At 70.8% G+C, this 12126-nt stretch carries 11 protein-coding genes; 1 reads left to right on the plus strand and 10 read right to left on the minus strand.

Annotated features, from left to right (window positions below):
• Positions 1-12: 12 nt before the first annotated feature.
• The 6 genes from AB0M70_RS01880 to AB0M70_RS01905 form a co-directional block, all read right to left on the minus strand.
• Positions 13-1923 (minus strand): family 20 glycosylhydrolase, encoded by a 1911-nt coding sequence (locus tag AB0M70_RS01880; protein WP_365815264.1) that lies wholly within the window; start codon positions 1921-1923, stop codon positions 13-15.
• Between the two features lie 118 nt (positions 1924-2041).
• Positions 2042-2308: a DUF4235 domain-containing protein gene (locus AB0M70_RS01885; RefSeq protein WP_365815266.1), complete on the minus strand. Its 267-nt coding sequence runs from the start codon at positions 2306-2308 to the stop codon at positions 2042-2044.
• Positions 2305-2742: a DUF3618 domain-containing protein gene (locus AB0M70_RS01890; RefSeq protein ID WP_365815268.1), complete on the minus strand. Its 438-nt coding sequence runs from the start codon at positions 2740-2742 to the stop codon at positions 2305-2307. Before AB0M70_RS01890 ends, AB0M70_RS01885 begins: the two co-directional genes overlap by 4 nt.
• Entirely contained in the window at positions 2739-3110 is a 372-nt protein-coding gene (locus AB0M70_RS01895) for a phage holin family protein (RefSeq protein WP_365816253.1), read from the minus strand. Before AB0M70_RS01895 ends, AB0M70_RS01890 begins: the two co-directional genes overlap by 4 nt.
• 179 nt (positions 3111-3289) lie before the next feature.
• Positions 3290-4276: a YihY/virulence factor BrkB family protein gene (locus AB0M70_RS01900; protein ID WP_365815270.1), complete on the minus strand. Its 987-nt coding sequence runs from the start codon at positions 4274-4276 to the stop codon at positions 3290-3292.
• 126 nt (positions 4277-4402) lie between these two features.
• A complete protein-coding gene (locus AB0M70_RS01905) occupies positions 4403-4576 on the minus strand; it encodes a hypothetical protein (RefSeq protein ID WP_365815272.1) in 174 nt (57 codons plus the stop codon).
• A gap of 307 nt (positions 4577-4883) precedes the next feature.
• On the opposite strand from AB0M70_RS01905, the gene AB0M70_RS01910 reads away from it, so the two are divergent.
• Positions 4884-5717 (plus strand): SDR family oxidoreductase, encoded by an 834-nt coding sequence (locus AB0M70_RS01910; protein WP_365815274.1) that lies wholly within the window; start codon positions 4884-4886, stop codon positions 5715-5717.
• Positions 5718-5733: 16 nt separating this feature from the next.
• Here AB0M70_RS01910 and AB0M70_RS01915 read toward each other — a convergent pair whose 3' ends face one another.
• From AB0M70_RS01915 to AB0M70_RS01930, 4 genes are all read right to left on the minus strand, one after another.
• The gene (locus AB0M70_RS01915; protein ID WP_365815276.1) at positions 5734-7251 is read right to left on the minus strand and encodes an SDR family NAD(P)-dependent oxidoreductase; all 1518 of its coding nucleotides are present in this window, start codon (positions 7249-7251) and stop codon (positions 5734-5736) included.
• 70 nt (positions 7252-7321) lie between these two features.
• Positions 7322-8695: a wax ester/triacylglycerol synthase family O-acyltransferase gene (locus AB0M70_RS01920; protein ID WP_365815278.1), complete on the minus strand. Its 1374-nt coding sequence runs from the start codon at positions 8693-8695 to the stop codon at positions 7322-7324.
• A gap of 204 nt (positions 8696-8899) precedes the next feature.
• Positions 8900-11242 (minus strand): GH92 family glycosyl hydrolase, encoded by a 2343-nt coding sequence (locus tag AB0M70_RS01925; protein WP_365815280.1) that lies wholly within the window; start codon positions 11240-11242, stop codon positions 8900-8902.
• A 115-nt stretch (positions 11243-11357) separates the two neighbouring features.
• Positions 11358-12092 (minus strand): hypothetical protein, encoded by a 735-nt coding sequence (locus tag AB0M70_RS01930; RefSeq protein WP_365815282.1) that lies wholly within the window; start codon positions 12090-12092, stop codon positions 11358-11360.
• Between the last annotated feature and the right edge of the window lie 34 nt (positions 12093-12126).

Consider the following 12126-nt stretch of genomic DNA (forward strand, 5'->3'; position numbering starts at 1 on the left):
GGGGTACGGGGGTCAGCGCGCGGTCAAGGTCCAGGTGCTCGGGGCCTGTTGATCCACCGGGTACTGCTGGAGCCGTCCGTCCTCGGTGACGTGCACGGACATCTGGGTGATCGCGTTCGTCAGCCGGTGACCGCCCGCCGCCTTCGTGAGCTGCCAGCGCTGCAAGGTGTTCGCCGTGTCGCAGGACTCCCGGGTGACCGAGCTGCCGGGCTCGAGCGGCGCATTGAGGGTGAGTTTCCCGCTCCGGGTCTCCAGGCAGGTGCCGTCCGCCGTGGACTTCAGCGTGACGTAGCCGTCGGCGGTGCGCTTGATCTCGTAGGCGGCGGGCTCCGCATCCCCCTTGGTGTCCCGCAGGGTGTACGTTCCGTCCGCCACCGAGACCTTCGTCAGGTCACGCCAACCGGGCGCGTGGCCCACGGCCTTGGCGCGCGCGGTGAAGTCGGCGTAGGTCGGGTCGGGGTGCGCGGAGCCCCAGGTGACCTGGGCGACATGGCTGAGCGGCATGGCCATGGAGGCCGCGACCTCGTTCTCGGTCTCGCCCCGGCCGTTGTCCGGCCACAGGCTGATCTTCGCCCCGGTGATGCCGTCGCTCGACGCGAGCTTCTCGCCCTCGAAGCTGCGCGGGTCCCACGCCTGCTCGTAGAGCGCCTTGGTGTCGGTGTGGAAGCCGCCGCGCACGAGGTAGAGCGCGTAGGCGGCATTCTGCAACGGGTATCCCTGGGCGATGAGTTGGCTCGGCTTGGTCTGCACGTCGAGCCAGTGCTCCACGCTCGTCCCCGCCGCGACCGGCACCGTGTGCGCGCCGGTCAGGCCGTCGTTCCAGATGCGCAGCTGCTTGCCCTTGCTCTTCGCGTACGCGTGCACCCGGTTGATGAAGTCGACGAAGGCGTCCTGCGGGGTCGCCTTCTCGCCGTACTTCTTCTTCGCGTATTCGAGGATGTGGGGGTACTTGGCGAAGTCGGAGCCGAGCATGTACTCGTCGGCGCCCATGTGCCAGGACTTCGCGGGGAACACCTCGGCGTACTCGTCGATGAGGCTCGTGTAGTACGCGAAGGCCTCGTCCTTGGTGACGTCCAGGCGCGAGGGCTGCGGCTTGCCGTCGGAGTCGGTGAGCTGGAGGTCGGTGCGCTTCTCCAGCCAAGGGTCCATGTGGCCGGGTGAGTTGATCTCCGGGATGATCGTGACGTGGTACTTCTCGCCGAGGGCGACGATGCGGCGTATCTCGCTCTTGGTGTAGTAGCCCCAGCTGTTGGCCTCGGGGTGCTTGGCGCTCTTCACCTTGAGTTCGAGGAGCAGCTGGTTCTGCTTGTGGTACGCCATGTCGCGTACGAGGTTCTCCAGCCAGGGCGTCGAGATGTGGATGTAGCAGGCGCAGACGCCCACGCCGCGTTCCTTGTACCGCGGCACGTCCACGGTGCGTCCGGCCGGTACGCGGTCGCTCTGGGCCAGGAGTTGCAGGAGGGTGCGGGTGCCGTAGAAGGCACCGGTCTCTGTCGCGCCGGTGATCTCCAGGCGTTTGCCCGCGCGGAGTTCGTACCCTTCGGCGCCGAGCGCCGTGCGCGCGGGAGCGACGTCGATCACGATGTCGCCGTCGCGCGGGGCGCCGCCGGTGACCGGCACCCGGCCCTCGCCCGCGGCGCGCAGATCGTCGGCGAGGGTACGGGCGACTTCGCGTGCCGCCCGCCCGTGCGCGACGAGCCGGGTGTCGCGGCCGTAGGCGTAACTCCCCTTGCCCGGCGTCCAGTCGGCCAGGGCGGGGACGGTGCGGGGCAGGTCCGCGGCGGGCCGCGAGGTCCCGGCGGCCTGAGCCGCCGGGACCGGCGCCGCAAGCAGCAGCAAGGCCACCGCGGCGCCTCGCAGTCTGCGGAGCCGCGCGCGGCTCGGCGCACGGCGTGGCGCGAAGATCATGCGCATGTCAGTCATGACATCCGATGATTCAAGCGCCCCCGAAGGGTGTCAATGCATTGCCCGCGGCGGGGACTTGGACATTTACGCTGCCCTGCACTGATCCATCGGATGAATGCCGACCCACCGACCCTCGTCAGCCGGGCCAGGCACCCGTCAGCCGACGCGTCGCGACCGCGCCACCGCGGTCGACAGCCGCCTTGACCATGGCGAAGATCGCGCCCTGCAGCGTCGCCGCGAGCAGGATCTCGCCCCAGTCCCGGTCCTCGTCGGTGGCGTCGGGCGCGTCCTCGTCGTGGCCGATCACCTTCCACGCCTGTTTGAACAGGCCGCCCGCGGCCACACCGGCCAGCGCGCCGAGCGCCATCCCGACCGGCTTGTACGCGATCTTCGAGGCCTTCACCGCGCGCTCCCGTGCTTCCGCTTGCGCCGCATCAGCACATACGCGATCACCAGCGACGCGCCACCCGCGAGGAAGGCGGTACGGCGGTTGCGGACCTGCTCGGGCGCCTTGTCCTGCCAGACCTCGTTGGCCTGCCCGGCCACGGCCTTCACCTGCCCGGTGGCGGCGACGGCCTTGTCCTTGACCTGGTCGGGCACCTTCTCCTGCAGCACATGGGCGGCCTCGGATGCCTTGGCCTTGGCCTGCTCGCCCAGCTCCGTAGCCTTGGTGGCGGTCTGCCCCTTGATCGCGACCGCCTTCTCCTGCGCGCGGGCCTTGACATCGGTCTTGGCCGCCAGTGCCTCGACCGTCTCGCCCAGGTCCTGCCGGGTCTGCTCGACCTTGGCGCGCAGCTCCCCGGGGTCCGCGGTGTGCTTGTCGTCGGGCTGGTTCATCGCTGTGCACTCTCCTTGATCTCTGCGACATCGGCCTTCACGCCGTCGATCGCCTGCTCGGGGATCGGCGGGGCGGCCCGGCCGACCTCCTTCTTGCCGGTCAGTGCCAGTACCGCGGCGATCAGACCGAGGACGGCGGTGACGATCAGCGCCGCGGCCCACACCGGAAGCGGCACGGCGAGCCCCGCGATCGCGGTGGCGACAAGCGCCTGCAGGGTCAGGAAGCCGACGAGACCTGCTCCGCCGAACAACCCGCTGCCCTTGCCGTAGCGCTTGGTCTTCTCCTTCATCTCCGCCTGTGCCACGCGCATCTCGCCGCGCACCAGCTCCGTCAGCTGCTGTGAGGCGCGCTGCACGAGGTCGCCCACCGGCTCGTTGTGGGGGGCGGTCTGTCCGGCGCCGTCACGGCCGGTGGTGTGCGGGCCTGTCTGGGCCATCGTCATCAACCTCCTGTCTGTTCAGCGGCCGAGTACCCCGATCTTCGGCATCGGCACATGGTCAGGGGCCGCGGTCATCACGGACGGCGTCCCCCTGTCGTCGCCCGTCGTCACTCGTCCACGCGGCGGCGGTCCTGTTCGTCCCACGCGCGGGTGTCGCGTGGCGGTACGTAGGGCTCCTCCTCGGGAGGCAGCCCACCGGCTATGGCGCGCTGCCGGGACAGCTCCGCGTCGAACTCCAGGCCCAGCAGGATCGCGATGTTGCTGATCCACAGCCACACCAGAAAAATGATCACTCCGGCCAGTGCGCCGTAGGTCTTGTTGTAGGAGCTGAAGTTCCCGACGTAGAAGGCGAATCCCGCCGAGGCGATCAGCCAGATCACCAGGGCGACCACGCTGCCGGGGGTGATCCACCTGAAACCGCGGCCCTTCACGTTCGGCGTCGCCCAGAACAGGAGCGCGATCATGGAGGTCACCAGCACGACGAGCACCGGCCACTTCGCGATGGACCACACCGTCAGGGCCGCGTCCCCGATCCCCAGGGTCGAGCCCACGGTGCGGGCGAGACCGCCGGTGAACACCACGATGACCGCGCTGACGACCGCGAGCAGGAGGAGCACCACCGTCACGCCCACCCTGACCGGGAGCACCTTCCACACGGGCCGGCCCTCGGGCATGTCGTAGACGGCGTTGGCGGTGCGGATGAAGGCGCCCACGTACCCGGACGACGCCCACACGGCCAGCACGATGCCGACCACCGCCATCAGCGAGCCGACGCCGCCCTGGCCCTCCAGCTGTTTCACGGCGTCGCCGATGATGTCCCGCGCCGAACCGGGCGCGAGCTTCTCCAGGTTCTCCAGGAGCCAGTCGATCGCCGACTTGCCGACCACGCCAAGCAGGGAGACCAGCACCAGGAGCGTCGGGAACAGCGACAGCACCCCGTAGTAGGTCAGTGCCGCGGCCCGGTCCGTCAGCTCGTCGTCCTGGAACTCCTTGACGACGCCCTTGAGCACCGCCTTCCAGGACCGCTTGGGCAACTGCGTGGGTTCTTCCGGCGCGCGGTCCACGTCGCGCTCTGCATGCGATGTTCCGTCCATACTCCCGGAGTAACCCGCAACCGCCGGGCCATGCGCGAGCGGACCGACCTGCGTCGACGAGACCGCCGGGACAACGCCGCGCGCCCCCGGCCGGTGGGCGGGGGGCGCGCGGCGAAAGCGGAGGGATCAGTCGATACCGGGGAGGATGTGCGGCTCGGCGAGGTCGTCCTCGTAGCCGGCGAGCCGGATCGGGGCCGCTTTCGCCCACGAGTCCAGGTTGCTCAGTTTGCGTGGTCTGCCGGCCCGCTCACTGCCGTGTTCCGCCGGTCGCTTTTCCTGCTTCGTCAGATCTGGTGTCACCGCGCACTCCTTTGTGTCGCGTAACGGAAGGACAAGAGCTGTTCGGTCGCGGTGGCGCCGTTGTTCAGGCGGGATCGCGGCCACGGTGGCGAGCCTGTCCCGGGGCGGTTGAGGGGTGCTTGTGGATCCCCTGGAGACCGTCCGTTCGCCTCACATTAACCAAATGAGCGCGCCCGCGCTCTATGGGGTCCGCCGAAGGAGTGTATTTCGGACAGTTGATCCCGGTGTGGGGGTGGCCCGCGAGCCGAAAAATTCTCAACGGGTCGAGCCCATGGGCCTTTCCAGGCCTCCATGGGACCGTACGCAGATGATGTCCGCCCAGGCAAGGGACGGCGCGGTGGCCCTGGTGACCGGGGCTTCGCGCGGGATCGGGTTCGCCGTCGCGCGGGCGCTCGCCGAGTCGGGGCACCGCCTCGTCCTGACCGCCCGCGAGCCGGACGCCCTGGAGGCGGCCGTGGCCCGGCTGCGCGCGGACGGCGTCCGGGCCGTGGGGTGCGCGGGCGGCGTGGCTGATTCCGGTCGGGCGCGGGCCTGCGTGGCGCTCGCGGTCCAGGAGTACGGGCGCCTCGACGTCCTGGTGAACAACGCCGCGACGAACGCCCCCTACGGCGCGCTGATGGACGTCGACCTCACCCGGTGGCGCGCGGCGTTCACCGTGAACGTCGAGGCCGCGCTGCGCCTGACCCAGCTCGCCTGGCGTGCCTGGATGAGCGAGCACGGCGGCACGGTGGTGAACATCTGCACGGAGGGCGCGTCCCATGTGGGCCCGAACGTGGGCGCGTACGGCACCAGCAAGGCGGCGCTCCTGCACCTGACCGCTCAACTCGCGGGCGAACTGGCGCCCCTGGTGCGGGTCAACTCCGTGTCCCCCGGCCTCATCCGCACCGAGATGGCCCGCTTCGTGTGGGACGGCGCCGAGGAGGAACTCGCCGCGAGCCTGCCGCTGGGGCGCATCGGCGAACCGGACGACGTGGCGCGTGCCGTGGCATGGCTCGTCTCGGATGCGGCCGAATGGGTGACGGGCGCGGATGTGCTGGTGGACGGTGGTACGCGAGTGCGGGCCGCCGCCGGCGCGACCTCCTCGTACGCCGTGCACGAGCGGCTGCGGGCGGCGACGGGCGGGGCCACGGACCAGGCCTGACGCCGCCCGCGCGCGGCTACCACTTGCCGGGTGCGTAGTCCTTCAGAAAGATGCCGTACAGGTCCTCGCCCGCCTCGCCCCGCACGATCGGGTCGTAGACCCGGGCCGCGCCGTCGATCAGGTCGAGCGGGGCGTGGAAGCCCTCGTCGGCCAGGCGCAGCTTGTCGTAGTGCGGGCGCTCGTCGGTGATCCAGCCGGTGTCGATCGACGTCATGAGGATGCCGTCGGTCTGGAACATCTCCTGGGCGCTGGTGCGCGTCACCATGTTCATGGCGGCCTTCGCGGCGTTGGTGTTCGGGTGGCCCGCGCCCTTGTAACCGCGGCCGAAGACGCCCTCCATCGCCGAGACGTTGACGACGTACGAGCGGCCGCTCGAGGCCTTCTTCGCGGCGTCGGCCATGGCCGAACGCAGCGCGCTGATCAGGATGAACGGCGAGGTGTAGTTGCACAGCTGCGTCTCGAGGAGCTCCACCGGGGAGATCTGCTCGATGGTCTGCACCCAGGTGTTGCTGTCGACGACGTCCGGGACCAGACCGCCCGCGTCGATGGCGGTGCCGTCCAGGTGCCGGGCGACGCTGGCGTTGCCCGCGACGAGGGCGAGATCGGCGACCTGCTGTGCGTCCAGGCCGCTGGTGCCGACGGGCAGCGCGGCCAGGCCGTCCACCGCGCCGGAGTTGAAGGCGCCGATGACGGAGTGGGCGGGCAGCTCCCCGGCGGGCAGCGGCGCGCCCTCGCCGTCGACCAGGGCGGCGTACGCGGAGGGCAGGCGGCGTACGGTCTGCGTCGCGTTGTTGATCAGGATGTCGAGCGGGCCCGCCGCCGCGAGCTGCTCGGCGAGCGCGACGGACTGCGCCGGGTCGCGCAGGTCGATGCCGACGATCTCCAGGCGGTGCAGCCAGTCCGCCGAGTCGTCCATCGCCTTGAAGCGGCGGATGGCGTCCTTGGGGAAGCGCGTGGTGATGGTGGTGTGGGCGCCGTCGCGCAGGAGACGCAGCGCGATGTACATGCCGATCTTGGCGCGGCCGCCGGTGAGCAGGGCGCGCTTGCCGGTGAGGTCGGTGCGGGCGTCGCGCTTGGACCGGTTCAGGCGGGCGCAGTCCGGACACAGCTGGTGGTAGAAGTAGTCGACTTCCACGTACCGGGTCTTGCAGGTGTAGCAGGAGCGGGGGCGCTGGAGTATCCCCGCGATCCGGCCCTCCTCGGTCTGCGAGGAGGGCAGCAGACCCTCGGTCTCGTCGTCGATGCGCTCGGCGGAGCCGGTCGCGGTGGCCTCGGTGACGGCCTTGTCGTGCGCGGTCTTGGCGGCCCTGCGCTCCTGACGGCGGCGCTGCTTCACGGTCCGGTAGATCCCGGCCGTGGCGCGGCGCACCGCGATCGCGTCGGGGTGGTCGACGTCCAGCTTGTCGAGCTCGTCGAGCACGCTGAGGCACGTGGCGAGGCGGTCGGGGTCGATGCCGGGGCCGAAGGAGACCGACCCGGCCTCCTGGGCCTCGGCCGGACCGCCGGCCCCCGGGCTGTCCTCTGTCACCGTCATCGCCGCTGTCCTCGCGTCACTCATGCCGCGGCTCGTCTGGGTGACCGCGGAAGCTCCAAAGAAGAGAACTTTACGTAGCGACGGGCCCCTCTACCAAACGCGGACGGTTTACGCACGCTTCGACGAGCCCCGCGAGTTCCTCCCGCACGCTGCGCGCGAGAACGTCCAGGTCGGGCACGGCGGCCGCGTCCGCGACCAGACCGAAGTGCACCCGGCCCCGGAACGTCGACACCGCGACGGCCAGCGCCTGCCCCTGGGCGAGCGGCGCGAAGGGGTAGACGGCGGTGAGCGGGCAGCCGCCGAGCCGCAGGCCGAGGCTGGGCAGCGGAACGCTGGTCACGAGGATGTCGAAGAGCAGCCGGGCGGCCTGCGCGACGACGGGGCCGCCGATGCGGTGGCCGAGCGGCGGCACATGATCGGCGAGCAGGGCGACGGCACCGGCGCCGCGGCCGGGACCCGCCTCCTTGTTGCGGTCCATGGCGGTCCGCACCGCCCGCAGCCGCGCGACCGGGTCCGGATCACCGACCGGAAGGCGGACCAGATAGCCGGAGAGGCGGTTGCCCGGCGGCTGCGCGGAGCGCGGCCTGCGCCGGGAGACCGGAACGAGGGCGCGCGGCTCCACCCCCTCGCTGCCGTCGCCGCGCTCGTCGAGCCAGCGGCGCAGCGCTCCCGCGACCACGGCGATCAGTACGTCGTTGACGGTGCCGCCCACGGTCTTGCGCACGCGGTGCACGTCGTCCAGGTCAAGGACCACCCCCGCGGTGCGCCGCGTACCGGTGGCCTGTGACGTGAGGGCGGCCGACGAGCGCACGCCCCAGGTGGCGCGGGCGACGGACGAGCCGATGTCCAGGGCCTGCCCCACGTCGCCGACGGTGTCACGGACCAGGCCCGGCAGCTTGCGCGGATCGGGCAGCCAGGACCACGGGGAGGTCTCGGGTTCGGGGGGCGCCGGACGGGCGGCGGGCAGTTCGGTGGGGTCCATGACGGCCGCGGCGAGCATCAGGGCGCGCAGCCCGTCGGCGAGGGCGTGGTGGAACTTGAAGAGGACGGCGAAGGAGGTGCCGTCGCCGCCGGGCAGCACGTGCGCCTCCCACGGCGGCCGCTCGCGCTCCAGGGGGCGCTGCATGAGCGCGCCCGCCGCGGCGTGGAAGTCCTGCGCGGGCTCGGCGAGGCGGACGTGGTCCAGCGGGTCGAAGGCGGGGGCGGTGGCGCGGACGGCCCCGCCGACCGGCAGCCAGACCGGGCGGATCCGCAGCCGCAGTCCGGGCACGGTGGCCGCGCGTTCGGCGAGGAGCCGCGCGGCGCGCTCGGCGGCGTCCGGCGAGTCGGCCTCGAAGACACCGAGCGCTCCCAGGTGCATGGGGTGTTCGGCGGACTCGATGTTCCAGAAGGCGAGGTCGAGAGGTGCGAGCAGGTCGGCGGACTCAGCGGTCTGCGCTTTCAACGGGTTCAACGGTCTGCTCTCGCGTCGAGGACGATGCGGGGGGCGGCATGAGTGTGCAGTCAATCGCCGTTGCGCGACTACGGTCAAGTACGATCAAGCTACGCACAGTTAACAACAGATTAAGGCCCGCCTCTCTGGGAGAGGCGGGCCTGATGGTGCGCAAGTGGCGTATCGGTTACGTCACTTCGGGCAGGGGCGGATACGTCACTTCAGTGCGGGCGGCGCGGCATCCTCCGACGTGCCCCACTGGGAGGGCTTGTCGCCCACCGTGAAGGTGATCTCGCGGGTGTCACGGATGTCGTCGGTCGTCAGGTAGGTCTTGCCGTAGTCGGCGCCGTCCGTGCGCGCCGACTGGATGTACCGCTCGGTGTCCGAGGTGCCCGGCGCCTTCACCGTGAGGCGGCCCTTGGGGTAGTAGCGGCGGTCGAGCTTCAGGTCGACGCGCTCGAAGACGGGCGTCGACAGCCCCCATGTGTCCGTGCCGGGCTGGACCGGGAAGACACCGATCGAGGACAGCACGTTCCAGGCGGACATGGTGCCGAGGTCGTCGTTCCCGGTCATGCCGGTCGGGGTGTCCGTGAAGAGCGTGAGCGCGGCGTGCACCACGTCGGTCGTCTTCCACGGCTGGCCCGTCGACAGGTAGGTGTACGGGGCGATGAGATCGGGCTCGTTCTGCGGGTTGTACTTGTCCGCGTTGTAGTAGTCGTACGGACCGTTGACCCACACCTCGCGCGCGGTCCTCGCCGGGTCCTTCAGGAGCTGCTCGTAGGCGAAGAAGGAGTCCAGGCGGTCGTTGGTGGCCTGCTTGCCGCCGATGAGACCGACCATGCCGGGCAGGTCCTGCGGGACGAGCCACTGGTACTGCCAGGACGTGCCCTCGTGGAAACCCTCGCTCTTGGCCGGGTCCGCAGGGCCGGTGAAGGCGCCCGCGGCGTCCCGCGCCCGGAAGAAGCCGGTCGAGGCGTCGAAGATCTTCCGGTAGTTCTGCGCACGCTCGGCATACCGCTTGGCGTCGGCCTTGTGCCCGAGGTCGCCGGCCATCTGGCCGAGCATCGCGTCCGAGAGCGCGTACTCCAGCGTGGCGGAAGCGCCGTGGTCGTAGTCCGAGTCGCCGGGCTTGGCGTGCGGGCGGCCCTTGATGTACGGCGCGAAGCCCTCGCTCAGGTACTCCTTGTTGGCCTCACGGCCCACGGGCGCCGATTCGGCGGGCGGCACACCGTCCGCGTTCTTCTTCAGCGCGCGGTACGCCTCCTCCTCGTGCCCCTTGAGCAGACCCTGCTGATAGGCGTTGGTGAGGAAGGGGGTGACGGGGTCCCCGGTCATGATGTTCGTCTCGACCGTGCCGTAGCCCCACTTGGGCAGCCAGCCGCTCTCCTCGTCGATCTTCAGGACGGAGAGCGCCATGTCACGGGACTCGTGCGGCGCGAGCAGGGCGAGGAGCTGCGCCTGGGTGCGGTAGGTGTCCCAGAGCGACCAGTTCTGGTAGTACGTGAAGCCCTTGGCCCGGTGGATCTTCTGGTCCCAGCCCGTGTACCGGCCGTCCACGTCGCTGCCGATGTTCGGCGCGAGGAACGAGCGGTAGAGGGACGAGTAGAAGGTGCGGCGCACGGTCTCGCTGCCGCCCTGCGCCTTTACGTCGTCGAGCCGGTCCTCCCACGCGGCCTGCGCGGCCTTGGCGACACGGTCGTACGAACGCCCGCCCTCCGCGCGGAGGTTGAGCGCGGCGCCCTTGGCGTCGACGTACGACAGGGCGGTGGTCGCCTCGACCGTGCGGTCCTTGGAGGTGTCGAAGCGGACGTACGCGCCGTTGCGCTCCTCGCCCGCCGACGACTTCCTGGAGCCCGCGGTGACCGTGTCGCCCTTCCAGGTGCCCGATGTGGTGAAGGGGCGGTCGAACTTGGTGATCGTGTAGACGGTGTACGGCTTGGTGTCCTGGCAGAAGCCGCTGCCGGTGATCGCCGTGCGGACCGTACGGCTGTCGAGGATCTCGACCTTGGTGCTGCCCGTCTTGTGCAGCGACTGACCCGCGTTGAGCAGGACGTTGGCCTTGTCGGTGGCGGGGAAGGTGTAGCGCTGCACTCCGGTGCGCTTGGTGGCCGTCAGCTCGGCCTCGATGCCGGACTTCAGGCCCACCTGGTACGAGCCGGGGCTCGCCTTCTCGTCGTCGTGGCTGAACTCCGCCGCGTACTTCGCGTAGTCCGTCTCCTTGACGTCACCCGTGGTGGGCAGCACCGGCAGATCGCCGCCCAACCCGCAGCCGACGCCCGAGAGATGGACGGTCGAGAAGCCGCGGATGTGGGTGTCGGAGTGGTCGTAGCCGGTGTTGTGCCCGGTGTCGGGCGAGAACTGGACCATGCCGAAGGGCACGGCCGCACCGGGATAGGTGTTGCCCTCGTTCTCGGTGCCGATGAACGGGTTGACCAGGTCGGTGAGCCGGCCGTCCGCCGCCGGGGCGGCCTGCGCCGCCGGTATGGCGAGGGCTCCCCCGAGGAGCGTGGCCGCGGCCACGGCCACCCCCGTACCGCGTAGCCGTCGGTTCCATCTCATGGGTGGGAACGCCTCCTTGGACAACGTTGTCACAGCGCGGAACGCGATCATTCTTCGGTGGTCGCGTCGCGTGCGTCAAGGGGTGGGAGAGGAAGGAGAAGGCGGGCCGCGGCCCTCAGTCGGTGTGCACCCAGATCCGCAGCGGCCCGACCGGGGTGAATCCCTGGCCGACGGCGATGTCCAGGCTCGCGCCGCTCTCGTACCCGACGACGGGCAGGCCGGGCCAGAGCCGGTCGATCTCCGTCAGGCACCCGGCCCAGGCAGCGGCCTCTCCGCGCGTCGCGTCGCCCACCGCGAACAGGTTGGAGACGCCGATCACGGATGCGCTGCGACTGGCCACGGCACCCGCGACGATCACGCCGTCCGTGGAGGTCCCGGCCAGGAACACCGTGTCGCCGGACGTCGTGTCGCCGGCCAGCAACTCGGGCCGGAACAGGCCCAGGCCGCCCTCGCCGTCGTTCCAGGCGCTCTCCCACACGGGCAGCGCATCGGCGCTCTTGAGCGGCTCCCAGCTGACAGCGGGATGCCCCACGGGAGCCGCACCCGCGGGCCGGTGGATCCACTGCGCCTCGAAGAGCACCTCGAAGCCCCACGGCTCCAGGTCCAGGCAGGCGAAGCTGTCCTTGACGGAACAGCCCGGTGACGCCGTGTCGATCCGGGCCAGCAGGTCGTCCGGCGCGATGCCGGGGGTGAGCGAGACGGCGTCCGGATACAGCGGCGGCGTCCGCCGTGCGCTGCTCCACACCCCGGCCCCGAACTCCCCCGGCACCCCGTGCGCGCGGCAGACCGCGTCGCACCACTCGGCGTTGTTGCGGGCCGCGGCCCCTGCCCACTCGCTCGCGATGATCACGGGCTGATCGTGCCAAGCGGGAGGGGCCGCGTCC

Source organism: Streptomyces sp. NPDC051214, assembly GCF_040682375.1.
Taxonomy (GTDB): Bacteria; Actinomycetota; Actinomycetes; order Streptomycetales; family Streptomycetaceae; genus Streptomyces.

What these genes read in the sequence shown, in the direction of transcription:
- AB0M70_RS01915 (WP_365815276.1), bottom strand. Translation starts at nt 7,251, where the DNA reads ATGACGGTGACAGAGGACAGCCCGGGGGCCGGCGGTCCGGCCGAGGCC.
- AB0M70_RS01900 (WP_365815270.1), bottom strand. Translation starts at nt 4,276, where the DNA reads ATGGACGGAACATCGCATGCAGAGCGCGACGTGGACCGCGCGCCGGAA.
- AB0M70_RS01890 (WP_365815268.1), bottom strand. Translation starts at nt 2,742, where the DNA reads ATGAACCAGCCCGACGACAAGCACACCGCGGACCCCGGGGAGCTGCGC.
- AB0M70_RS01910 (WP_365815274.1), top strand. Translation starts at nt 4,884, where the DNA reads ATGATGTCCGCCCAGGCAAGGGACGGCGCGGTGGCCCTGGTGACCGGG.
- AB0M70_RS01925 (WP_365815280.1), bottom strand. Translation starts at nt 11,242, where the DNA reads ATGAGATGGAACCGACGGCTACGCGGTACGGGGGTGGCCGTGGCCGCG.
- AB0M70_RS01880 (WP_365815264.1), bottom strand. Translation starts at nt 1,923, where the DNA reads ATGACTGACATGCGCATGATCTTCGCGCCACGCCGTGCGCCGAGCCGC.